Raw genomic sequence first — 23,777 nt, forward strand, 5'->3', positions numbered from 1 at the left:
TGCTCCCTCAGCGGCTGGCGTAACGCCTCAAAGTTACGCGGCCGAATGGGTGCCCGGCGCTCCGGATCGCGGTGACCTTCACTTCTGCGGGCGAAATCACGCCCTGGATGTCGACAAATCTACGAAGTCGGCGCCGTGGGGGGCGAAAAAGGCCCCGCACGGCGCCGGCCCGGAGGCTGCCGTGCCGTCAGGAACCGGCGCTGCCGCCGCCGTTCGCCTTGTCCCCGATCGAGGAGACGAAGTCCACGGCGTCGCTGCCCCAGCTCCACACCTGGTCCCACCAGCCCTTGCCGGTGCCGATCCACTCCTGGAGCGGGGTCAGTTCCCAGATCAGCCAGCCGCCCACGAAGAGCAGCAGGAGCAGGACGAAGCAGCCCTTGAGGCAGCCGAGGCCCGGGATGCGGACGGGGTTCGCGCTGCGGCGGCGGGGCTCGCGCGGCGGGCGGGGCTCGCGCGGGGGCTGCTGCTGCCGGGGCGGGTGCTGCGGCTGCTGCTGCACCGGCGGCTGCGGCTGCTGCCGGTACGGCGCCTGCTGCTGCGGGGGCGGCGGGGGCTGGTACGCCTGCGGCTGCTGGTACGGCTGGGGCTGCGGGGCGTACTGGGGCGGCTGCTGGTACTGCTGCTGCGGCGGCGGGGCCGGGCGGTACTGCGGCTGCTGGTGCTGCTGCGGCTGGTGCTGCGGGGGCGGCGGCACGGGCGGGGCCTGGCGCTGCGGGCGGCGGCGCAGGGGGTCCTCGGCCGGGTCGAGGTAGTGCATCTGCGTCTGCTCGTTGCGGTCCCGCGCGGCCCGCATCTGCGACTGCCACGGGTGCGGGGCGTCGGGCCGCTGCACCGGCGGCATGACGGAGGTCGGGTCGGGGGCGCCCTGGGCGCCGCCGCCGGGCCCGCCGGTGACGGGCGGCAGCACGGTGGTGGCGTCCGCCCCGTCGACCGGCGGCAGGACGCTGGTCATGGCGTTCGGGTCGTAGTCCCCCGCCGCCACGGGCGTCGCCTGCGTCGGCGCGGTGCTCCCGGGCAGCTGCGGGGCGGCGGCCGGGACCGGCGCGGGCGAGGGGTCGGGCGCGAGCAGCGCGCCCACCCCGAGCGCGGCCTCGACCTCGTCGGGCGAGGAGTGCACGCGGATGCCGGCGGCGACCACGCGCAGGCCGCGGGCCAGGCTCTCGGCGCTCGGGCGCTCGTCGGGCTCCTTGCGCAGGCAGCGCTCGACGACGATCCACAGCGCCTCCGGCACGGACGAGGGCCGCTGCGGGTCCTCGCTGAGGTGGCGGTGGAGCACTTCGAGCGCGGTGCCGCCCGCGAAGGGCGGGCGTCCGGTGAGGAGCTCGTACAGGAGGATGCCGGCGCCGTAGATGTCGACGGCGGAGGTCTGCGGGCGGCCCTCGGCCGACTCGGGGGCGACGTAGGCGGGGGTGCCGACGAACTCGTGGGTGCGGGTGAGGCCCGGGGAGTCGGCGAGGCGGGCGATGCCGAAGTCGGTGAGCATCGGCTTCATCTGCCCGTTGCTCTCGTCGAGCAGGACGTTGGCCGGCTTCAGGTCGCGGTGGACGACGCCGTCGGCGTGGCTGGCGGCGAGCGCGTCCGCGATCTGCGCGGTCAGCAGGGCCGCGGCGACCGGGCTGAAGGGGCCGTTCTGCCGGATGTACTTGTGCAGGTCCGGGCCGTCGATCAGGTCCATGACGAGGGCGAGGAGGTCGCCCTCGACGACGAGGTCGCGGGTGCGGACGATGTTGGGGTGCGTCAGGCGCAGCAGGACGGAGCGTTCGCGCAGGAAGCGCATGACGATGTCCGCGTCCTGGGCCAGCTCCTCCTTGAGGACCTTGATGGCCACGGTCTCGCCGGGCTGGCCGGCGACGGCCGCCTCCGCGCCGGCGGCCTCCCTCTGGCGGGCACGCCAGACGGTGCCCGTGGCGCCGCGTCCGAGCGGCTCCTCGAGCAGGTACTTGCTGCCGACTGGCCGCACGTCTCGCGCTCCCCTGCTGTCGTTTTCCGGCTGATTCCGCCGAGTGGGTTTCCCGATGGGTTCCGGATGGGTTCCGGCCCAACTCTAGGGGGTGTCTCCGTGGAGGACGCGGGTCACGGGAGGTTGGTTGCCGCACATTTGTGCGAAGGGTGAGTTTTGCGGCGTATGCCTGAGGGCCTTTTCCCCGGAATCACCTCGGCATTCGCTCGATCGGGTGGCCGAATCCTTGCGGTGATCGGAGGCGCCCGCCATCGATCAAGATCATTTGTTGCCGGGCGCCGGGCGTGTTGCGGGTGACAGGTGCGAGGATGCACCCGTACGGAACGGCCGGGACGGGAGCCCCGCCTTCCGGCTGACCTGAACGGACGAAACGTCCGTGCCGGGCGGGGGGTTGACCGGGCAGACATGTCCCGCCGCACCCCGCCGGGCGCCCCGCACCGCGCACTGCGCTCCGCGCAGAAGGGACCGCTGACGGCGATGCAGATCCGGCTGACCGTCCTCGGGTCGCGCGGCGGCCACCAGGCCGCCGCCGCGCCCGCCGGCTGTGACGTGCTCGTCACCGCACCCGCCGGGACCGCGCTGGCCGCGGTGGCCTCCGGGCTCGCGGCGACCTTCGGCGGCCCCGACACGGGCGGGACCGTCGTGCTGTACGCCGGGTCGCGCCGCCTCGACCTCCAGCGCACCGTACTGGGCGAGCCGCCGCTGGTGGACGGGGCCGTACTGACGCTGCACGTCCCGGCACCGGACGCCGACGCGCTGGGGGACGACGGGCTCGGCGCCCCGCAGCTGCACGTGGTGGCCGGCCCCGACGCGGGCGGCGTGCACCTGCTGCACCCCGGGTCGGTGCGGATCGGGCGCTCGGCCGACGCGGACGTGCCGCTGGACGACCCGGACGTGTCGCGGCTGCACTGCACGGTGACCGTGATGCCGGACGGACGCGTGGCGGTGGCCGACCTCGGCTCGACGAACGGCACGACGCTGGACGGCGCGGAGGTGGGCGTCCGGGCGGTCGCGCTGGCACCGGGAGCGCTGCTGCGGATCGGCGAGTCCACGCTGCGGCTGGCCTCGGGCGGCGGCGACCGCCTCCCGGTGGCCCCGGACCTGGAGGGCCACCTCGCCCTGACGACCGCCCCGGCCGGTACGGGCGGCGCCACGAGCCCCCCGGGCGGCGGCACGGGCGCCGGCGCCTCCGGCGGTACGGGCCGGTTCACCCAGGCCGCCCCGGGCGGCGGCACGGGCACCTCGGGCGGCGCCCCGGCCGGTACGGGCCGGGGCTCCGGCGCGCCCGGCACCGCTCCGGGCACCGGGCAGGCCTCCGCCGGCGGCACGGGCCCGGGCGCCGCCGCCCCCGGCCCGCGGGCGGCCCTCCACCACCCCGCCCCACCCGCCGGCCTGCCCTTCCGCGGCGACGGAGCCGCTGCCGCACCCACCGCGTACCCCGGCCTCCCCGGGGGTACCGCCGGGGAGGCCGGCGGGCCGCAGCCGGAGGAGGCCCCGCGGCGCAGGCTCGGGGGCATCGGAGCCTGGGCCCGCAAGTGGGTGCGGGGCGAGGAGGAGGCCGTCGTCGAGGCCGTGGAGGCGGCGGAGCCCGCTCCGGCCGCCCCCGACGCCGACGACCCCGCCGCCCTGCTGCTCGCCGCGCTCGGGCCCACCGGACGGCTGTGGTCGCGCGGGCCCGGGCACCCCGCGTTCCTGGAGGTGGGGCTGGGGGCCGGCAGCCGGGTGGCGCTGCGCGGGAGCGGCGCGCTCGGGGTCGCGGGCCCGCGGGCCCGGCTGATGGGCGTCGCGCGGTCCGTCGTGGCGCAGCTCGCCGGGCTGCACGCGCCCGCGCAGCTGGAGATCGTGCTGCTGGCCGCCGACCGCGCCCGGCCCCTCCAGGAGCGCCGCCGCGACTGGGCCTGGCTCGGCTGGCTGCCCCACGTACGCCCCGCGCACGGCCAGGACTGCCGGCTGCTCCTGGCGTACGACCGCGACCAGGCGGCCGCCCGCACCGCCGAGCTGACCCGGCGGCTGGACGACGGTCCGCTGGGCACGGGCTGGGCGAACGCGGAGCCGTCGGCCGTGCACCGCGCGGCCGGTGCGTACGAGGGCCCCCGCACCCTGGTGGTCCTCGACGGCGACCCCGGCACCGCCGCCCTGCGCGACCTCACCGGCCGGCTGGCCTCGCACGGCGCCGCCGCCGGCATCCACGTCCTCGCGCTCGCCGAGGCCCCGGCCGCCACCCCCGCCTCCCCGGTGGGGCAGACGTACGACACCGCCTGCGCGGGCACCCCCGCCTTCCGGGACTGCACCACGGTCGCCCTGCTCAGCGGGGACGTCGCGACCGCCGTGCGGACCTTCGCGGTCAGCGGCGGCAGGCCCGTCCCGCCGGGCGCCACCGCCGTCGCCGACGGGGTCTCCGCCGCCTGGGCGGAGCGGTTCGCCCGCGCCCTGGCCCCGCTGCGCGCCGACGCCCCGCGGGCGGACGGCCACGGCGGCCACCGCACGGCCGCCAGCCTGCCCGCCGCCGCCCGGCTCCTGGACGAGCTCGGGCTGGCGCGCGCCACCCCGGCCTCCCTCATGGCCCGCTGGGCCGCCGCCGCCGACCAGGGCCGGGCCGTGGGCGGGCTGGCCGACGTCGTCCTGGGGGCCGGCCGGCGCGGGCCGGTCGGCGCCGAGCTGGTCCACGACGGCCCGCACCTGTTCGTCGAGGGCCCCGCCGGCAGCGGCCGTACGGAGCTGCTGCGCTCCCTCGCCGCCTCCCTGGCGGCCGGGTCCCGCCCGGACCACCTGGGCCTGCTCCTCCTCGACGGCGCTGGCGGCGAACGCGGGGACGGCCTCCTGCCCTGTACGGAGCTGCCGCACGTGTCGGCCCACCTCGTGGCCTCCGACCCGCTGCGGATGCGGGAGTTCGCGCAGGCCCTGGCCACCGAGCTCAAGCGCCGCCACGAGCTGCTGGACGGCGTGCCGTTCGCCGACTGGCACGGCCGGCGCAGCCTGTCCGACGGGATGGTCTCGCCCCGGGACCCGGGTCCGGGCGAGCACCGCGGCGACCTCGATCCGCAGCGCACCGGCACCCTGCGGCTGCGGGCCTCGGGCCCGCGCACCGATCCGGCGGCCGGCCCGAGCCCGCTGCCCCGGCTGGTGCTGCTGGTGGACGACTTCGACGCGCTGGTCGCGCCGGCGCTGGGCAGCCCCGGGCGGCCCGCCGCGGGTTCACTCGTACGGATCCTGGAGGGGGTGGCCCGTGAGGGCGCCCGCCTCGGGGTGCACCTGATCGCCGCCACCGCCCGCCCGGACCGCACCGCGGAGAGCGAGCCGGCCCGGCGGGCGGCGCTGCGGGTCGAGCTGGAGGGTCCGGACCGGCCGGGCCCCGGCCGGGGCCGGCTGCTGTACGCCGACGGGCGGGCGGTTCCGTTCCAGGCGGGCCGGGTCACCGGGCGGATCCCACGCACCGCGACCCTGAGGCCGACCGTGGTCCCGGTGGAGTGGGAGCGGATGGGCGACCCGCCGGCCCGTCGGCCGGTGCGCGAGCTGGGCAACGGGCCGACCGACCTCGCCCTCCTGGCCAGCGCCCTCGACCGGGCCTCGCACCTGGTCTCGGCCATACCGGTGCTGTTCCCGGCGGCCCCCTGACGCCGCGCCACTCCCCGCGACGCGGTATTGCGGGGGTGCGCGGCGCGGCGTAGACCTGGTGGCACGGAGCACACCACGGCCACACGGCATCGGGGGCGGCACCATGCGCGGACAGCACGGACGGTACGGATCGAGCCAGGCGAGAAGCCTGGCGGGGAACCGGACGAGGGGCCCGGCACGGACGCGGGTGCGGGCCTGGGCGGCCCTCGCCGCCGCGGGCGCCCTCGCCCTCACGGCGTGCGGGGGCGGCGGTGGCGGCGGCAGCGCCGGCAGCACCCCGTCGACGGGCGGGGAGCAGGCCCACACCGTCGTATTACCGAAGCTCCCGGGCGAGAAGCTGGAGGTCTCGGCGGTCTGGACGGGGCCCGAGCAGGCCAACTTCGCCAAGGTGCTCAAGGAGTTCGAGAAGCGGACGGGCGCGACCGTCACCTTCGTCCCGGCCCAGGACCCCATCGTCACCTTCCTCGGTACCAAGATCGCGGGCGGTCAGCCGCCGGACGTGGCACTGCTCCCGCAGGTCGGGGCGCTGGTCGCGGCGGTGCGGAACAAGTGGGCGCAGCCGGTGGGCCCGGAGGCGCGGGCGCAGCTCGACGCCAACTACTCGCCGGGCTGGCGGCAGCTGGGGGCGGTCGACGGCACCCAGTACGGCGTCTACTACAAGGCGGCGAACAAGTCGCTGGTCTGGTACAACGCGAAGGCCTTCGAGGCGGCGGGCGTCAAGCCGCCGAAGACGTGGAAGGAGCTGCTGGCGGCGGCCGACACCCTCTCGGCCTCGGGCACGGCACCGGTCTCGGTGGCGGGGGCGGACGGCTGGACGCTGACGGACTGGTTCGAGAACGTCTACCTCTCGCAGGCGGGCCCGCAGAAGTACGACCAGCTGGCGAAGCACCAGATCAAGTGGACGGACGACAGCGTCAAGCAGGCGCTGACCACCCTCGGTGAGCTGTTCGGCCGCAAGGACTTCCTGGCGGGCGGCACGGCCGGGGCGCTGGCGACGGAGTTCCCGAAGTCGGTGACGCAGGTGTTCACCGGGGGCGGCCGGCCGGCGGCGGCGATGGTCTTCGAGGGCGACTTCGTGGCGGTGAACATCGGCCAGACGGAGGCGAAGGTCGGCGAGGACGCCCTGGTCTTCCCGTTCCCGGCGGTCGGGGCGAAGGCCCCGGTGGTCTCGGGCGGTGACGTGGCAGTGGCGCTGAAGCCGTCGAAGGGGGCGCAGGCCCTGCTGACGTTCCTGGCGTCGGCGGACGCGGCGCGGATCCAGGCCGGGGAGGGCGGTTTCGTCTCGCCGAACAAGGCGGTGGACTTCGCGGCGTACCCGAACGACATCCAGCGGGGCATCGCGAAGGCGCTGATCGCGGCGGGCGACGACTTCCGCTTCGACATGTCGGACCAGGCACCGGCCGCGTTCGGCGGGACGCCGGGCGCGGGTGAGTGGAAGGCGCTCCAGGACTTCCTGGCGAACCCGTCGGACGTGGCGGGCACCCAGGCGAGGCTGGAGGCGGACGCGGCCAAGGCGTACGGGAACTAGCGGTGGCCCGGACGAGACGGGCGGCCCCGGCACGGGCGGCCCGGTCCGCCGCGCCGGGCCGCCGGGCGGCCGTGCGGCGGCGGCTGGTCGCGGCGGCGTTCCTGCTGCCGGCGCTGGTCCTGCTGGGCGCGCTGGTGGTGCAGCCCATCGGGTTCTCGCTCTACCGCAGCCTCTTCGACCGTTCCGGGGACGCCTTCGTCGGCGCCGCCAACTACGAGGCGATCGTGCGCGATCCGGCGATCCGCACCGCCCTGCGCAACACGGCGGTGTGGGTGGCGGTGGCCCCGGCCCTGGCCACCGCCCTCGGCCTGGTCTTCGCGGTGCTGACCGAGCGGGTCCGCTGGGGGACGGCGTTCAAGCTGCTGGTGTTCATGCCGATGGCCATCTCGATGCTGGCGGCGGGGATCATCTTCCGGCTGGTGTACGACCACGACCCGCACCGGGGCGTGGCCAACGCCGTGGCGGTCGGGGTGCACGACACCTTCGCCCCGTCCTCGGCGTTCCCGAAGGCCCGGCCGGGCCGGGACTCGCCGCTGGAGCCCGCCGCGGGCGGTGCGTTCGTGACGCGCGAGCCGGTCCGGGCGGGCGTGCCGGCGCTGCTGCCGCTGGTCGGGGTGGCTCCGGAGGCCCTGCCCGAGGGGGCCCGTGCGGCGCGCGCCGCGCAGGCGGTGCCGGGGAAGGTGACGGGCACGGTCTGGCAGGACTTCACCCGGGGCGGGGGCGGCGCGGTGAACGCGGTCGACCCGACGGAGACGGGCCTGCCGGGGATGCGGATCGAGGCGGTGCGCGGCGGCCGGGTGGTGGCGGCGGCCACGGCCCGGGCGGACGGCACGTTCACCCTGCCCGGCTCCGCCGACGGCGCCCTGCTGCGGCTGCCGGCGTCGAACTTCCGGGCGGCGTACGCGGGCGTGGAGTGGCTGGGCCCGGTCCTGGTGACCCCGGCGGTGATCGGCGCGTACGTGTGGATGTGGGCGGGGTTCGCGATGGTGCTGATCGGGGCCGGGCTGGCGGCGGTGCCGCGGGAGCTGCTGGAGGCGGCCCGGGTGGACGGGGCGGGCGAGTGGCAGGTGTTCCGGCGGATCACCGTGCCGCTGCTGTCACCGGTGCTGGTGGTGGTCCTGGTGACCCTCGTCATCAACGTCATGAAGATCTTCGACCTGGTCTTCGTGATCGCGCCGGGGGCGGTGCAGGACGACGCGAACGTGCTCGCGCTCCAGCTGTACCGGACCTCCTTCGGCACGGACGCCGACCAGGGGCTGGGCAGCGCCATCGCGGTCCTGCTGCTGGTGCTGGTGGTGCCGGTGATGCTGCTGAATATCCGCCGTATACGGAAGGGGGCCTCGCGGTGAGCGTCGTCCGGCGTCTGGCGGGGAGCGTGCTGCTGCGCGTCTTCCTCGTGCTGGCCGCGCTGTTCTGGCTGGTGCCCACGCTCGGCCTGCTGGTCTCCTCCTTCCTGTCCCCGGGCGACCTGAACCGGGGCGGCTGGTGGCAGGCGCTGACCGCGCCCTCACGGCTGACCGCGTCCAACTACGCGCACCTGCTGGCGAACGACACGATCACCGGCTCCCTGCTGAGCACGGTCGCGATCGCGGTGCCGGCGACCCTGCTGGTGCTGACCCTGGGCGCGCTCGCCGGATACGCCTTCGCCTGCCTGGAGTTCCCCGGCCGGGACTGGCTGTTCCTGGTCGTGGTGGGGCTGCTGGTGGTCCCCGTGCAGGTGGCGCTGATCCCCGTCTCCGAACTCTTCGGCGCGATCGGGCTGTTCGAGACGACCGCCGGGGTGGTGCTGTTCCACACGGCGTTCGGGCTGCCCTTCGCGGTGTTCCTGCTGCGGAACTTCTTCGCGGAGATCCCGCGCGAGCTGCTGGAGGCGGCGCGGCTGGACGGGGCCGGTGAACTGCGGCTGTTCCGGCAGGTGGTGCTGCCGCTGGGCGGTCCGGCGATCGCCTCGCTCGGCATCTTCCAGTTCCTGTGGGTGTGGAACGACATGCTGGTGGCGCTGGTCTTCGCCGACTCGGCGCACCCGCCGGTGACGGTGGCGCTCCAGCAGCAGGTGCGGCAGTTCGGGAACAACATCGACGTGCTGGCGCCCGGCGCCTTCCTGTCGATGGTCGTGCCGCTCGCCGTGTTCTTCGCCTTCCAGCGGCAGTTCGTCACGGGGGTGATGGCCGGAGCGGTCAAATGACCCGGAGCACCCTCGCGATCATGCCGTTGACGTGCCGCGTTGACGGCGGGTAACCCGAATGCCGCAGGGGGCGTAACCCGATCGCCGCGGGGGCGTTCCCGGGAGGCACCTCCAGCGGTGGCTGGGGGAGGAACATGCCCGCGCCGACCCCTGGATGTGCCGTGCCCCGGTTCAGCGTCATCGTGCCCGCGTACAAGGTCCAGGCGTACCTCCACGAGAGTCTGGACTCGGTCCTGTCCCAGTCCTGCCCGGACGTGGAACTGATCGCGGTCGACGACGCCTCCCCGGACGCCTGCGGTTCGATCATCGACGAGTACGCGGCCCGCGACCCCCGGGTCACCGCCGTGCACCTGGCGCACAACCTCGGCCTGGGCCCGGCCCGCAACGCGGGCCTGGCCCGGGCCACCGGCGACTACCTGCTCTTCCTCGACGGCGACGACACCCTCGCCCCGGGCGCCCTCCGGGCCATCACCGACCGGCTGAAGGCCACCGGCTCCCCCGACGTCCTCGTCTACGACTACGCCCGCGCCTTCTGGACCGGCGAGGTGGTCCGCAACCGCCTCGCCGACCGGCTGTCCGAGGAGGGCCCGGCCAGCTTCCGGCTCGCCGACCGGCCGGCCCTGCTGGGCATGCTGATGGTGGTGTGGAACAAGGCGTACCGGCGCGAGTACGTGGAGCGCGAGGGCCTGGAGTTCCCACCCGGCTTCTACGAGGACACCCCCTGGACCTACCCGGCGCTGCTGGCCGCCGAGTCCGTGGCCGTCCTCGACCGGGTCTGCGTGCACTACCGCCAGCGGCGCACCGGGTCGATCCTGACCACCACCAGCCGCCGCCACCTCGACGTCCTCGACCAGTACGACCGGGTCTTCGGCTGGCTCGCCCAGCGCCCCGAGCTGGAGCGCTGGCGCCCGGCGGTGCACCGGCGGATGGCCGAGCACTTCTGCGCCCTGTACGCCGACCCCCGGCGCCTGCCGCGCTCGGGCCGCGCCGAGTTCTTCGCCCGCGCCTGCGCCCTGCTGCGCCGCCACCGCCCCCCGGGCGGCACGGGCGTCCTGCCGCCGGCAGCCGGCCGCACCGACCGGCTGCGGCACACCCTGATGCGCCTCGGCGCCCGCCGCACCTACGGTCTCGCCTCGGCGGCCCGCGCGGCGGGCCTGGCCGCGGCCCGGGCGGGCTCGGCGCTGTGGCGGGGGCTGCGCGAGAGCGCCCTGCGCGCGCACTACCGGATCCAGCGGCTGCTGCCCCTGCGGCCCGAGCTCGCGGTGTTCTCCGCGTACTGGCACGGCGGCTACGCCTGCAACCCGGCGGCCGTCGAGGCCAAGCTGCGCGAGCTCGCCCCGCGGATGCGCACGGCGTGGATCTGCGACCCGCGGCACGCGGCGACCCTGCCCCCGGAGACGACGCCGCTGCGGCCGGGCTCGGCCGCGTACTGGACGGCCCTGGCCCGGGCCACGTACCTGACCACCAACGTCAACTTCGACCGGGCCCTGGTCAAGCGGCCGGGCCAGGTCCTGCTCCAGACCCAGCACGGCACCCCGCTCAAGCGGGTCGGCCTCGACCTCCAGGACCGCCCGGCCGCCGCCCCCACCACGGACTTCGAGGGCCTGCTGCGCGGCGCCGACCAGTGGGACTTCCTGCTCTCCTCGAACCGGCACTCCACCCTGGTCTGGGAGAAGGCCGTCCCCGCCTCCTACACCACCCTGGAGTACGGCTACCCGCGCAACGACCCCTTCCACCGGGCCACCCGGGCCGAGGTCCTCGCCCTGCGCGAGCGCCTCGGCATCGCGCCGGGCAGCACCGCGATCCTGTACGCGCCCACCCACCGCGACTACCGGCGCAGCCGCCCCGAGCACCTGGACTTCGAGCGGGTCCTGCGGGACCTGGGCCCGCGCTTCACGGTCCTCACCCGCACCCACCTCACGTACGCGGGCACCGGGCCCGCCCGCGACCCGCACCCGAGGCTGCTGGACGTCTCCTCCCACCCGTCGGTCGAGGAGCTCTGCCTGGCCTCGGACGCGCTGGTCACCGACTACTCCTCCCTGATGTTCGACTACGCGTGCCTGGACCGGCCGATCGTGATCCACGCGGACGACTGGGAGGCGTACGAGGCCGCCCGCGGCACCTACTTCGACCTGCGGTCCTGCCCGCCGGGGGCGGTCGCCCGGACCGAGGACGAGCTCGTCGACATCTTCGCCACCGGCCACTGGCGGGGCTCCCGCTCGGCCCAGCTGCGCGCCGCGTTCCGCGCGCGGTTCTGCTCGTACGACGACGGGTACGCGGCCGAACGCGTGGTGCGCCGGGTCTTCCTGGGGCAGCAGACCCCGCTGCCGGCCGTCACCCCGCTGGAGGACCGCCGTCCCGCGCCGCCCGCGCCCCCGGCGGCGGCCGAGGCCCGCACGCCGCTGACGGCGGGCCTGTGGCCGTAGGGGCGCCGGTCAGCGCAGGGTGAGCGGGATCTCGGACAGGACGTGGGTCAGCTTCTCGGGGTTGCGGACGTAGTAGAGGCCGGTGATGCGGGCGCCTTCGATCCGCATCGCCATGACCCCGTCGAGCTCGCCGTCGAGGTGGACGACGAGCGCGGGGCTGCCGTTGACCAGGGTGGGGGCGAAGGCGAGCGGGAGGGTGTTCTTGCCGAGGCCGCCGAGCAGGAAGCGCGTCACCTTGTCGGCGCCGCCGATCGGCCGCAGCGCGGCCTGCTTGAGGCCGCCGCCGTCGCCCACCAGGACGACGTCCGGGGCGAGCACGTCGAGGAGAGCCTGCGGGTCGCCGGTCTCGACGGCCCGCAGGAAGGACCGCACCGCCGCGGAGGCCGCGCCCGGGGAGACCGCCCGGCGCGGTCGGCGGGCGTCGACGTGCCGGCGGGCGCGGTGCGCGATCTGGCGCACGGCGACGGGGGTCTTGTCCACGGCGGCGGCGATCTCCTCGTAGCCGAAGTCGAAGGCCTCGCGCAGCACGAAGACGGCGCGCTCGGTCGGCGAGAGGGTCTCCAGGACGAGCATCATCGCCATCGACACGCTCTCGGCGAGCTCGACGTCCTCGGCGACGTCGGGTGCGGTGAGCAGCGGCTCGGGCAGCCACTGGCCGACGTAGGCCTCCTTGCGGCGCTGGAGGCTGCGCAGCCGGTTGAGGGCCTGGCGGGTGGCGATGCGGACCAGGTAGGCGCGCCGGTCGCGGACCTGTGCCAGGTCGACGCCGACCCAGCGCAGCCAGGTCTCCTGGAGGACGTCCTCGGCGTCGGCGGCCGATCCGAGCATCTCGTAGGCGACGGTGAAGAGCAGGTTGCGGTGGGCGACGAACGCGTCGGTCGCCGGGTCGGCGGGTTCGGTGGTCATGTCTCGGTGCCTCTCCTCGGCTGCCGGGCACGGGCCGGCGGCGGTCTTCGGACGTACGCCCACTGCAAGATCATCCCGTTGGGAGCCGGGCCCGCGGCGGCCGGGGCGGCCGCCGCGGGTGCCGGTCACGCGGTCCGCTCGGCGGTCGTCGGCGCCCCGGCGCCGCGGGCGTCCAGCAGCTCGCGGCGGGTGGCTCCCGGGACGCGGTGCAGCTTGTACCCGCCGGGCTCGCGGGCCTCTCCGGCCAGGTGCTTGAGTACGCCCCGGCAGACGAGTTCCTTGAGCCGGGCGCCGGGGCGGCCGGCGACGTGGAACGGGACGGCGGTGTCCGACCGCTTCGCGAACTGGAAGATGCCCGCGCGCCGGCCCAGGCTGATGCACTGGCCGGCGAAGGCCTGGCTCATGGGCTCGGGCCGTTCGCCGGCGATCCGGCTGAGGACGGTGTCGGCGGCCCGGGCACCCAGGGGGATCGCGGCCTGGCAGCTCATCCGCGGCGGCAGGTCCGAGGGGGCCGCCGAGTCCCCGGCGGCGACGATGCGGGCGTCGTCCACGCTGGTCAGCGTCTCGTCGGTGAGCAGGCGGCCGAGGGCGTCGGTGCTCAGCCCGCTGCGGGCGGCCAGGTCGGGGACGGCGAAGCCGGTGGTCCAGACGGTCACCCCGCTGGGCAGGGTCCGGCCGTCGGCGAGGCGGACCGCGGCGGCGGTCACCGCCGTCACCCTGCTGCCGGGGCCGTCGAGGACGGTCACGCCGAGCGCCGCGAGCCGCCGGGCCACCGAGCGGCGGCCCCGGGCGTGGAGGTAGGGGCCGAGGACCCCGCCGCAGACCAGGGTCACGGCGCGGCCCTCCTCGGCGAGTTCGGCGGCGGTCTCGATGCCGGTCGGGCCGGCGCCGACCACCGTCACCGGGGCCTGCGCGGGCGCGGCCTCCAGGACCGGGCGCAGCCGCCGCGCCTCCTCCAGCGTGGCGAGGGGGAAGGCGTGCTCGGCCGCCCCGGGCACGCGCGGGTCGGCGCTGCCGCTGCCCACGGCGTAGACGAGGTGGTCGTAGCCCCGCGCGCCGCCGCCCGCCAGCTCCACGCGGCGTGCGGCGGCGTCGATCCGCTCCACGGTGTCGACCACCAGCCCGACGCCGTCGGCCAGGACCTCCCGGTAGTCGACGACCGCCGGGTCGGTGCCGCCGACCAGCTGGTGCAGGCGGACGCGGTGGACGAAGTCCGGGCGCGGGTTGACCAGCGTCACGGTGACGTCGTCGCGCCGCGTGAGGCGGTTGGCCGCCATGACGCCCGCGTAGCCTCCGCCGACGACGAGGACTTCGGTGTGCTTCCCGCTCATGGTGTCTCCTCCGGCTCCAGGGGTTCGACCACAGGACACCGGGGGCCCGCCCACCGTGACACCGTGTGGGCCGGATCACACCGGGCGGGGGGTCAGCCGGCCTTCAGCCCGGCGACCACGGAGCGGGCGAGCCCGTCCAGGTAGGCGGCCGGGACGGCGTCGCCCACCACCACCTGCCGCCAGTACAGCGGGCCGATCGCCAGGTCCAGGGCCCGCTCCGGGGAGGCCGACTCCTCCAGCTCGCCGCGCGCGACGGCCTCCGCGACGATCCCCTCGGCGAGGCGGCGCTGGCCGTCGAGCAGGGCTCCGCGCACCGCGTCGGCGATCTCCGGGTTCCGCGCGGCCTCCACCAGCAGGTCGGGGATCACGGCCGAGGCCACCGGGTGCCGCAGCACGTGCGTCATGACCTCCAGCAGCGCCCGTACGTCCCCGTAGAGGGAGCCGGTGGCCGGGACGGGCAGGCCGTCGGTGGCGAAGGCGCCGATCAGGTCGAGGACCAGGTGCAGCTTGGACTTCCAGCGCCGGTACACCGCCGTCTTGCCGACTCCGGCCCGCCGGGCGATGCCCTCGATGGACATCCGGGCGAAGCCGACCTCGGCCAGCTCGGCGAGCACCGCCCCGCGGATCGCCTCCGTGACGTCCTCGCGCAGGACGGCCGCCCCTGCGGGGGCGCGGCGGGCCGGGGCGGGGGCGGGCACGGGGGCGGCGGTGGGGGCGGCGGGCTCGTTGGTCATGGACAGAGCATAGCCGCGGACGCCGCCACCGACCCGTCACGACGATACGGTTGCGTTCCGACCTTGAGCGGCCTAACCTCGCCGTAGCGACGATACGGACCCGTCCCGTCGCCCGGCCCCCTCCTCCGGACCCCTCCGGGCCCGGCCGGCGGCGCCCCGACCCCCGTCGAAAGCGAAGCCCGTGACCCGAGCGACCACCGCGCCACCCGCCGCGGCCCCCGCCACCCCCGCGGAACTGGCGGCGGCCCACGGCCTGACCCTCAGCGGCGCCCGCCCCTCCCTGCCCCGCTACGTCGCGCAGCTCTGGGACCGCCGCCACTTCGTGATCGCGTACGCCACCGCGCGCATGCACGCCACGTACAGCACGGCCAAGCTCGGCCAGGTCTGGCACCTGATGACCCCGCTGCTGAACGCGGCCGTCTACTACTTCATCTTCGGCATCGTGATGCACGCCAGCCACGGCGTGCCCGACTACGTGCCGTTCCTGATCACCGGCGTCTTCGTCTGGGACTTCATCGGCAGCTCGATCAACGCCGGCACCCGCGCCGTCCACAGCAACCTCGGCCTGGTCCGGGCCCTGCACTTCCCCCGCGCCAGCCTGCCCCTGTCCACGGTGGTCCAGCTCTTCCAGCAGTTGCTGGTCACCATGGGCGCCCTGGTCGTCCTGCTGCTGGCCTTCGGACAGACGCCCTCCCCGGCCTGGCTGCTCGCCGCCCCGGCCCTCTTCCTGATGGCCGTCTTCTGCGCGGGCTGCGCGATGGTCATGGCCCGCATCGGCAGCAAGAACCCGGACGTCAGCCAGCTGATGCCGTTCGTCCTGCGGACCTGGATGTACTCCTCGGGCGTGATGTGGTCCATCGACGCCATGCTCCGGTCGGACCACCTGCCGCACTGGGTCACGATCATGCTCAAGCTCAACCCCGCGGCCGTCTACATCGACCTGATGCGCTTCGCCCTGATCGACAGCTTCAAGGCCTCGCAGCTGCCCCACCACGTCTGGCCGATCGCCATCGGCTGGGCCCTGCTCGCCGGCATCGGCGGGTTCGTCTACTTCTGGAAGGCAGAGGAGGAGTACGGCCGTGGCTGACACCCTGACCCGCACCGGCGACGACACCGGCGCCGCCACCGACACCCGTGTCCCGACCGTCATCGCCGACGAGGTGCACGTCGTCTACAAGGTGAACTCCGGCGGCCGCAAGGGCGGGGCCACCGCCGCGCTCAGCCGCATCTTCTCCCGCAAGCCCGCCCCCGGCGTCCGCGAGGTGCACGCCGTCCGCGGCGTCAGCTTCACCGCCTACAAGGGCGAGGCCATCGGCCTCATCGGCACCAACGGCTCCGGCAAGTCCACCCTCCTCAAGGCCATCGCCGGCCTCCAGCCCGTGGCCCGCGGCGCCGTCTACTCGCACGGCCAGCCCTCCCTCCTCGGGGTGAACGCCGCCCTGATGAACGACCTCACCGGCGAGCGGAACGTGGTCCTCGGCGGACTGGCGATGGGCATGACCAAGCAGCAGATCCGCGAGCGCTACCAGGACATCGTCGACTTCTCCGGCATCAACGAGAAGGGCGACTTCATCTCCCTGCCCATGCGGACCTACTCCTCCGGCATGGGCGCCCGGCTGCGCTTCTCCATCGCCGCCGCCAAGGACCACGACGTCCTGATGATCGACGAGGCCCTCGCCACCGGCGACGCCGCCTTCCAGCGCCGCAGCCAGGCCCGCATCGAGGAACTCCGCGCCCACGCCGGCACCGTCTTCCTGGTCAGCCACTCCATCGGCACCGTCCGCGACACCTGCGACCGGGCGATCTGGCTGGAGTCCGGCGTCATCCGCATGGACGGCCCCTCCCAGGAGGTCTGCGACGCCTACGAGGCGTTCACCCGCGGCTGAGGCCGCCCGCGAGGCCGAACGGGCCGGGCCCGGAACCCCGAAGGGTTCCGGGCCCGGCCCGTTCGCTTCCGCCGGCGCGACTAGCCGTGCACCCGCAGCAGCGACCGCATCGTGCGCATCGCCACCGACAGGTTCGCCAGGTCGAAGTCGTCCGAGCCCCGGATCTCGTCCAGGGTCGTCCGCGCCCGGCCGATCAGCGCCGCGTTCTTCTCCTCCCACGCCTTGAAGCGCTCCTCGGGAGTCGAGTTCCCGTTGCCCACCGACAGCACGTCCGCGGTCAGCGCCGCGTGCGCCGCGAACAGGTCCTCGCGGATCGACGCACGGGCCATCGACTGCCAGCGGTCCGACCGCGGCAGCTCGATGATCCGGTCCATCAGCTGCGTGATGTCCAGCCGGTCGGCGAGGTCGTAGTACACCTCGGCGACGGCCAGCGGGTCCACGCCCGTACGGTCGGCGGTGGCCACGATGTCCAGCGTCGGGAAGGCCGACGAGAACCCGGCCACCTTCGCCGCGAGCTCCGAGGGCACGCCCTCGCCGGTGAGCTCGTCCATCACCGACTGGTACCACTCCAGGTCCGCGCCGCGCACCAGCTTCGGCAGCTCGGCCCACACCTGTGCCACCCGCGCGCTGAACAGCTCGACGGTCTCGGTGATCTGGAGCGGCTGCGGCCGGTTGTTGAGCAGCCAGCGCGTACCGCGCTCCACCAGACGCCGCGAGTGCAGCCGGATCCGGGTCTGGACGTCGGCCGCGACCCGGTTGTCCAGGGCCTCGACCGCGTCCCACACCTCGGCCATGCCGAAGATCTCACGGGCCGACAGCTGCGCCCGGACGATCTCCTCCAGGGAGGCCCCGGTCTCCTCCCGCAGACGGTGCAGGAAGGTCGAACCGCCGGAGTTGACGGTGTCGTTGACCAGGAGGGTGGTGATGATCTCCCGGCGCAGGGCGTGCGCGTCGACCTGCTCCGGGAACTTCGCCACCAGCGCGCCCGGGAAGTAGGCGTGCAGCAGACGGCGCAGGTACGGGTCGTCCGGCAGCTCGGTGTGGATGAGCTCGTCCGCCACCGTGATCTTGGTGTAGGCGAACAGGACGGCCAGCTCCGGCTGCGTCAGGCCGCGGCCGGTGTTCAGCAGCTCGCGGATCTGCCGGTCGTTGGGCAGGAACTCCAGCTGGCGGTCCAGCTGCCCGTCACGGCCCAGGCGGCGCATGAAGCGCTGCTGGGCGTGGAGCAGGCTCGACGCCTGGGCGGAGCCGTTGGCCAGGGCCACGTTCTGCGCGTAGTTGTTGCGCAGCACCAGGCGGCCGACCTCGTCCGTCATCTCGGCGAGCAGCTTGTTGCGCTGCTTGACCGTCATGTCACCCTCGGTGACCAGCGCGTTGAGCAGGATCTTGATGTTCACCTCGTGGTCGGAGGTGTCCACGCCCGCGCTGTTGTCGATGGCGTCGGTGTTGACCTTGCCGCCCTCGCCGCCGGCGCCGCTGCGGGCGAACTCGATGCGGCCCAGCTGGGTCAGGCCCAGGTTGCCGCCCTCGCCGATGACCTTCGCGCGGACGTCCGAACCGTTGACGCGGATCGCGTCGTTGGCCTTGTCGCCGACGTCGGCGTGCGTCTCGGCCGTCGCCTTGACGTACGTGCCGATGCCGCCGTTCCACAGCAGGTCCACCGGGGACTGCAGGATCGCCTGCATCAGGTCGGCCGGGGTCATCTTGGTGACGCCCGCCTCGATGCCGAGGGCCGCCCGCATCTGCGCGTTGACCGGGATGGCCTTGGCGGAACGCGGGTGGATGCCGCCGCCCGCCGACAGCAGCTCCGTGTCGTAGTCCGCCCACGAGGAGCGCGGCAGCTCGAACAGGCGCCGGCGCTCCGCGTACGAGACGGCCGCGTCCGGGGTCGGGTCGATGAAGATGTGCCGGTGGTCGAAGGCGGCGACCAGGCGGATGTGCTCGGACAGCAGCATGCCGTTGCCGAAGACGTCGCCGGACATGTCGCCGACGCCGACGACGGTGAAGTCCTCGGTCTGGGTGTCGTGGCCCAGCTCGCGGAAGTGCCGCTTGACGGACTCCCAGGCACCGCGGGCCGTGATGCCCATGCCCTTGTGGTCGTAGCCGGCCGAGCCGCCCGACGCGAAGGCGTCGCCCAGCCAGAACCCGTACGACTCGGCGACGCCGTTGGCGATGTCCGAGAAGGTGGCCGTGCCCTTGTCGGCGGCGACGACGAGGTACGTGTCGTCCCCGTCGTGGCGGACCACGCCCTTGGGCGGCACGACCTCGCCCGCGACCATGTTGTCGGTGATGTCGAGCAGCGCCGAGATGAAGATCTTGTACGAGGCGATGCCCTCGGCGAGCCACGCGTCGCGGTCCACCGACGGGTCCGGCAGGTTCTTGGCGACGAAGCCGCCCTTGGCGCCGACCGGCACGATGACGGTGTTCTTGACCATCTGCGCCTTGACCAGGCCGAGGATCTCCGTACGGAAGTCCTCGCGGCGGTCGGACCAGCGCAGGCCGCCTCGGGCGACCTTGCCGAAGCGCAGGTGGACGCCCTCGACGCGCGGGGAGTACACCCAGATCTCGAACGCGGGGCGCGGGGCCGGCAGGTCCGGGATGGCCTGCGGGTCGAACTTCATCGACACGTACGCGTGCTGCTCGCCCGCGGCGTTCGGCTGGAAGAAGTTCGTGCGCAGGGTGGCCTTGATCAGCGTCAGGAACGCCCGCAGGATGCGGTCCTCGTCGAGCGAGGCGACCTGGTCCAGGGCCCCGTCCAGCTCCTCCAGCATGGCGTCGACGAGCTCGGTGCCGGCGGACTGGCGGCCCGGCGACATCCGCGCCTCGAAGAGGGAGACCAGCAGCCGGGTGGTGTGGACGTTGTTGCGGAGGGTGTCCTCCATGTAGTCCTGGCTGAAGGTGGAGCCGGCCTGGCGCATGTACTTGGCGTACGCGCGCAGGACGACGGCCTGCCGCCAGGTCAGCCCGGCGCCCAGGACCAGGGTGTTGAAGTTGTCGTTCTCCGCCTCGCCGGTCCACACGGCCGCGAAGGCCTCCTGGAACCGCTCGCGCGCGTCGTCGCCGAGGTAGCTGTCCCCGTTGCCGGTGGACAGCGGCATCCGCAGGCCGAAGTCGTAGATCCAGGCACTCACCCGGTCGCTGCGGCGCAGCTCGTACGGGCGCTCGTCGGTGACCTCGACGCCCAGGCGCTGGAGGACCGGCAGCACCGCGGACAGGGAGACCTGCTCGCCCTCGCGGTAGATCTTGAAGCGGCGCTCGCCCGGGCCGGCCCCGACGGGCTCGTACAGGGAGAGCGCGAACTCGCGGTCGCTGGCGGACAGCCGCTCCAGGTGGCACAGGTCCGACACGGCCATGCGCGGCGTGTGGTCGGCCTTGTAGCCCTCGGAGAAGGAGCCGCTGTACTTGCGCAGCAGCTCGGCGGCGCGCTCCTCGCCCAGCTCGGCGGTCAGGGCCTCGCCGAAGCCGTCGCTCCAGGAGCGGGCCGCCTCGACCAGTCGGGACTCGACGCGCTCGACGTCGGCGTCGGTCAGCGCGGGCAGCTGGGTGCCCTGCGGGACGCGGACGACGAAGTGGATGCGGGAGAGGATCGATTCGGTGTTCCAGGCGGTGAAGTCGACGCTGGTGCCGCCGAGCTCCTCCTTCAGGATGTCCATCAGGCGCAGCCGGACGCCGGTGGTGAACCGGTCGCGCGGCAGGTAGACGAGCGCCGAGTAGTAGCGGCCGTACTCGTCCTGGCGCAGGTAGAGCCGCAGGCGGCGGCGTTCCTGGAGGTACAGGACGGAGGTGGCGATCTCGCGGAGCTTGTCGACCGGGGTCTGGAACAGCTCGTCGCGCGGGTAGGTCTCCAGGATCTGGAGCAGGTCGCGGCCGTCGTGGCTGGACGGCGAGAAGCCGGCGCCCTCCAGGACCTCGGAGACCTTGCGGCGGATCACCGGGACGCGGCGCACGGACTCGGTGTACGCGGCGGAGGAGAACAGGCCGAGGAAGCGGCGCTCGCCGACCACGTTGCCCTCGGCGTCGAACTTCTTCACGCCGACGTAGTCGAGGTACGAGGGGCGGTGCACGGTGGCGCGGCTGTTGGCCTTCGTCAGCACCAGCAGCCGGTGCTCGCGGGCCTTGGCGCGGGCGTCGGCCGGCAGCCGGTTGAAGGACGGCGAGACGGGGTGCGCGTCCTCCTGGCCGTGGTGGACCGGGTCGGAGCGCAGGATGCCGAGGCCGGTGCCGGGGACTGCCGCCAGGGCGTCGCCGTCGACCAGGTCGTACTCGCGGAAACCGATGAAGGTGAAGTGGTCGTCGGCCAGCCAGCGCAGCAGCTCGCGGGCCTCCTCCTGCTCGTACTCGCGCAGGTCCGGGGCGGTCGGCTCGTTCTGCAGCTCGTCGGCGATGCGCAGCGCGGCGTCGCGCATCTTCTCCCAGTCCTCGACGGACTCGCGGACGTCGGACAGGACGCGCAGCAGGTCGCCGGTGATCTGCTTGAGGTCGGCCTTGTCGGTCTCGCGGTCGATCTCGACGTGGATCCAGGACTCGACGAGGGAGTCGTGGGGGCGCGCGGTCTTGGGACCGTGGGCGTCGCAGTCGGGACCGAGGATCTCGATCAGCTTGCCGGTGACGTCACGGCGCACGACGACCTGCGGGTGGATCACGACGTGGATGCCGCGGCCCTGGCGGGACAGCTCGTTGGTGACCGAGTCCACGAGGAACGGCATGTCGTCCGTGACCACCTCGACGACCGAGTGGCTGGAGGTCCAGCCGTTCTCCTCGACCGTGGGGGTGTGCACGCGCACGCTCGCCGTGCCCTGCGGGCGGTTCTCCGCCAGCCGGTAGTGGGAGAGCGCCGCGCCGAACACGTCGACCGGGTCCCGGTCCGCGAGGTCCTCGGGGGCCGTGTGCAGGTAGTAGCGCTGGAGGTAGGCGAGCGTCGCGCCCTGTCCGGGGTGCTCCCCGTGCTCGGACCCAGTCGGAAGTAGCCCCCCGGCCGGGCTGTTCTCAGCTACCCGTGCCGCCCGCGCGAGCAGCTCGGCCTTTGCTTCGTCCAGCTTGGTCTGCATGTCCTCTGGCTCCTGTCGCGCGCCATTGCGTGACGTAGGGGAAGGAAGGAATGACAAAGCGCCGCGATGAGGCGGGAAGTCCGTCCGGATCCGGTCGCGACGCCGTGTCGTCGGGAGAGCCGCCGGGGAGTGCTTCGACCGTGATCGACAGGTCCCGGCGGCGGGGATCAGCGAAAGCCCGGGCACGAACGTGCGCCGGGCGCGGGCCGGGGGCGTCAGTGCCCCCGAGGACTATCGCGCTGATCACGGGTACTAGGCTATCTCGCCCCACCCCCCGGTCGTCATTCACTGCATCTGTACAAAACCCGGGGTAAAACCTGGACAGTCTGGCCAGCGACTGGGCCGCCGCCGCGTGCGGGGGTGCCTATCCGGCCAGCTCACGCGCGGTGGCGACGGCCTCGGCGAGGCTGTCGACGACCGGGACGCCGGCGGACTCCAGGCTGGCCCGGCTGTGCGAACCGCCGGTGTACAGGACGGCGCGGGCGCCCACGTGGGCGGCGGCCAGCGCATCGTCCACGGCGTCACCGACGAGGACCGTACGGGAAGCCGTCACACCGGCCGCCTCCATGGCGGCCATATGGCGTACGAGGTGCCCCGCCTTGGAGGTGTGCGAGGGCCCGGTACGGCCGTCGACCCGCAGGAAGTGCGCGTCGATGCCGTGCTCGCGGACCAGCGGCACGAGCTTCTCGTGCGGCGCGAGCGACAGCAGGGACTGGGTGAACCCGTCCTCCTGCCAGCCCCGCAGCAGCTCCCGCGCACCCTCGGCGAGGCCTGATGCGGCGGCGGCCGCCCAGTAGTGCCGGTGGAAGGCCTCGTCCATGACCACCCACTCCTCGTCGGTGGGCAGCCGCCCCATCAGCCGCTCGTAGAACTTCGGCACCGGGACGACGTACAGGTCGCGGTACCGCTCCAGGGTGATCGGCGGAAAACCGAGCTCCGCGAAGGAGGCGTTGGTGGCGACCATGACGGCGTCGATGTCGTGCAGCAGGGTTCCGTTCCAGTCCCACACGATGTGGGCCGTAGCGACGCTCACCCGGATCTCCGTACTCATCCCAGCAGCCCCGGGATCTCCTGCACGCCGAACCACAGCAGCTCGTGGTCCTCGGCCCCGTCGACGAGGAACTGCGCGTCGTCGTCACCCGCGTCCGCGGCCGCCAGGGCCCCGGCGGCGGCCGTCACGTCCTGCTCGGCGTCCTCGGCGTCCACGTGCACGGCGGCGGCCACGGTCAGCCGCACGGCGGCGCCGAGCGTCACCTGCCCCAGCGTCGCCTCGTCGACGCCCGGGGACGCCACGGCGGCCTTCTCCTCCACATCGACGGCGACGACGACCCGCTTGCGCGGGGCGGCGGCGTCCTCGGCCAGCATCCGCAGCGAGGCGGCGGCGGCACGGCCCAGCGCCGCGTACTCCAGCTCCTCGATGTCGTCGGAGACGTACCACTCCCGCAGCCCGGGGGTGACGGCGTACGCGCGGAGCGGGGCGGGCCCCAGCTCGCCCGCCTTGTGCGCCTCGGCGAGCCCGGGGAGGGTCAGGGGGACGTACACGCGCATGGCCGGCTGCTTTCGGTAGTCGGAAACCCCCTCAGGATACGACCGCGACGCGCGAACTCCCCTAGGGGCGGGGACCCTGGATCTCCACGGCGGCGCACCGCCAGCGCAGATCAGGCCCCTGTTCGAGCCGGAAGGCCATCGCCGAGACCCGGTCACCGGTCGCGATCCGCGCGAACGCCTCGATGACCCCCGGCCCGGGGTGGAACCGCCCGCAGTGCCGCAGCACGGGCCGCAGCCGGTCCCGCAGCGGCCCGCTGGGCGCGAGCTCGACCAACTGGTCGTACGCCTCCCCGACGGTCAGCCCCAGCAACGAGTGCACGGGCCGCTGCCCACTGACGACGGCCAGGATCCGCTGCGCGAACCAGTCGTGGGGCCCCACCCTCCGCAGGGCCCGCGGGGCACCGCCGGGCCGCGGGGCACCGCCGGGCCGGGGGGCACCGCCGGGCCGGGGGCCGGCACCCGACCGGGCCCCGACGCCCACCCGGGAACCCCCGACGGCGGACGGACTCCCCACCCCCGCCCGGGGACCCCCGACCGCGGGCAGACCCCCCGCCCCCGCCCGGGGACCCCCGACGGCGGACGGACTCCCCGCCCCCGGCCGGGACCCGGA

15 protein-coding genes are annotated in these 23,777 nt (G+C 74.5%); 7 read left to right on the plus strand and 8 right to left on the minus strand.

Annotation, left to right across the window (positions count from 1 at the left end):
• Nucleotides 1-187 precede the first annotated feature (187 nt).
• Nucleotides 188-1,960, minus strand: coding sequence for a serine/threonine-protein kinase (locus tag AB0469_RS17455; protein ID WP_366452254.1), 1,773 nt, complete (start codon nucleotides 1,958-1,960; stop codon nucleotides 188-190).
• A 477-nt stretch (nucleotides 1,961-2,437) separates the two neighbouring features.
• Between AB0469_RS17455 and AB0469_RS17460 the strand changes: the two genes are divergently transcribed.
• From AB0469_RS17460 to AB0469_RS17480, 5 genes are all read left to right on the plus strand, one after another.
• Entirely contained in the window at nucleotides 2,438-5,575 is a 3,138-nt protein-coding gene (locus tag AB0469_RS17460; RefSeq protein WP_366452302.1) for an FHA domain-containing protein, read from the plus strand.
• 187 nt (nucleotides 5,576-5,762) lie between these two features.
• Complete coding sequence (locus tag AB0469_RS17465; protein ID WP_366452256.1) at nucleotides 5,763-7,103, plus strand: ABC transporter substrate-binding protein; 1,341 nt, start codon at nucleotides 5,763-5,765, stop codon at nucleotides 7,101-7,103.
• A 71-nt stretch (nucleotides 7,104-7,174) separates the two neighbouring features.
• Entirely contained in the window at nucleotides 7,175-8,452 is a 1,278-nt protein-coding gene (locus tag AB0469_RS17470; protein ID WP_366452303.1) for a sugar ABC transporter permease, read from the plus strand.
• Nucleotides 8,449-9,288: a carbohydrate ABC transporter permease gene (locus AB0469_RS17475; protein WP_366452257.1), complete on the plus strand. Its 840-nt coding sequence runs from the start codon at nucleotides 8,449-8,451 to the stop codon at nucleotides 9,286-9,288. The genes AB0469_RS17470 and AB0469_RS17475 overlap by 4 nt, the downstream gene beginning before the upstream one ends.
• A gap of 161 nt (nucleotides 9,289-9,449) precedes the next feature.
• Nucleotides 9,450-11,714, plus strand: coding sequence for a bifunctional glycosyltransferase family 2 protein/CDP-glycerol:glycerophosphate glycerophosphotransferase (locus AB0469_RS17480; RefSeq protein WP_366452258.1), 2,265 nt, complete (start codon nucleotides 9,450-9,452; stop codon nucleotides 11,712-11,714).
• Between the two features lie 9 nt (nucleotides 11,715-11,723).
• Here AB0469_RS17480 and AB0469_RS17485 read toward each other — a convergent pair whose 3' ends face one another.
• From AB0469_RS17485 to AB0469_RS17495, 3 genes are all read right to left on the minus strand, one after another.
• On the minus strand, nucleotides 11,724-12,620 hold the full coding sequence (locus tag AB0469_RS17485; protein WP_366452259.1) for an RNA polymerase sigma-70 factor: 897 nt from the start codon (nucleotides 12,618-12,620) through the stop codon (nucleotides 11,724-11,726).
• Between the two features lie 125 nt (nucleotides 12,621-12,745).
• Nucleotides 12,746-13,951 (minus strand): FAD-dependent oxidoreductase, encoded by a 1,206-nt coding sequence (locus AB0469_RS17490; protein ID WP_366452260.1) that lies wholly within the window; start codon nucleotides 13,949-13,951, stop codon nucleotides 12,746-12,748.
• Between the two features lie 92 nt (nucleotides 13,952-14,043).
• On the minus strand, nucleotides 14,044-14,685 hold the full coding sequence (locus AB0469_RS17495) for a TetR/AcrR family transcriptional regulator (protein ID WP_366452261.1): 642 nt from the start codon (nucleotides 14,683-14,685) through the stop codon (nucleotides 14,044-14,046).
• A 181-nt stretch (nucleotides 14,686-14,866) separates the two neighbouring features.
• On the opposite strand from AB0469_RS17495, the gene AB0469_RS17500 reads away from it, so the two are divergent.
• Together AB0469_RS17500 and AB0469_RS17505 are read left to right on the plus strand one after the other, a co-directional pair.
• The gene (locus AB0469_RS17500; RefSeq protein WP_366452262.1) at nucleotides 14,867-15,772 is read left to right on the plus strand and encodes an ABC transporter permease; all 906 of its coding nucleotides are present in this window, start codon (nucleotides 14,867-14,869) and stop codon (nucleotides 15,770-15,772) included.
• Complete coding sequence (locus tag AB0469_RS17505) at nucleotides 15,765-16,571, plus strand: ABC transporter ATP-binding protein (protein WP_366452263.1); 807 nt, start codon at nucleotides 15,765-15,767, stop codon at nucleotides 16,569-16,571. The genes AB0469_RS17500 and AB0469_RS17505 overlap by 8 nt, the downstream gene beginning before the upstream one ends.
• 80 nt (nucleotides 16,572-16,651) lie before the next feature.
• On the opposite strand, the gene AB0469_RS17510 is transcribed toward AB0469_RS17505, so the two are convergent.
• From AB0469_RS17510 to AB0469_RS17525, 4 genes are all read right to left on the minus strand, one after another.
• On the minus strand, nucleotides 16,652-21,619 hold the full coding sequence (locus AB0469_RS17510) for an NAD-glutamate dehydrogenase (RefSeq protein WP_366452264.1): 4,968 nt from the start codon (nucleotides 21,617-21,619) through the stop codon (nucleotides 16,652-16,654).
• A gap of 364 nt (nucleotides 21,620-21,983) precedes the next feature.
• Entirely contained in the window at nucleotides 21,984-22,652 is a 669-nt protein-coding gene (locus tag AB0469_RS17515) for an HAD family hydrolase (RefSeq protein WP_366452265.1), read from the minus strand.
• A 14-nt stretch (nucleotides 22,653-22,666) separates the two neighbouring features.
• Complete coding sequence (locus tag AB0469_RS17520) at nucleotides 22,667-23,167, minus strand: hypothetical protein (protein ID WP_366452266.1); 501 nt, start codon at nucleotides 23,165-23,167, stop codon at nucleotides 22,667-22,669.
• 61 nt (nucleotides 23,168-23,228) lie between these two features.
• A complete protein-coding gene (locus tag AB0469_RS17525; RefSeq protein WP_366452267.1) occupies nucleotides 23,229-23,546 on the minus strand; it encodes an Rv3235 family protein in 318 nt (105 codons plus the stop codon).
• Nucleotides 23,547-23,777: the final 231 nt, after the last annotated feature.

Source organism: Streptomyces sp. NPDC093801, assembly GCF_040701585.1.
Classification (GTDB): Bacteria; Actinomycetota; Actinomycetes; order Streptomycetales; family Streptomycetaceae; genus Streptomyces.

Bases quoted from the DNA above. Each gene is read 5' to 3' on its own strand.
- AB0469_RS17520 (WP_366452266.1), bottom strand. From the start codon at position 23,167: ATGCGCGTGTACGTCCCCCTGACCCTCCCCGGGCTCGCCGAGGCGCAC.
- AB0469_RS17510 (WP_366452264.1), bottom strand. From the start codon at position 21,619: ATGCAGACCAAGCTGGACGAAGCAAAGGCCGAGCTGCTCGCGCGGGCG.
- AB0469_RS17490 (WP_366452260.1), bottom strand. From the start codon at position 13,951: ATGAGCGGGAAGCACACCGAAGTCCTCGTCGTCGGCGGAGGCTACGCG.
- AB0469_RS17460 (WP_366452302.1), top strand. From the start codon at position 2,438: ATGCAGATCCGGCTGACCGTCCTCGGGTCGCGCGGCGGCCACCAGGCC.
- AB0469_RS17485 (WP_366452259.1), bottom strand. From the start codon at position 12,620: ATGACCACCGAACCCGCCGACCCGGCGACCGACGCGTTCGTCGCCCAC.
- AB0469_RS17495 (WP_366452261.1), bottom strand. From the start codon at position 14,685: ATGACCAACGAGCCCGCCGCCCCCACCGCCGCCCCCGTGCCCGCCCCC.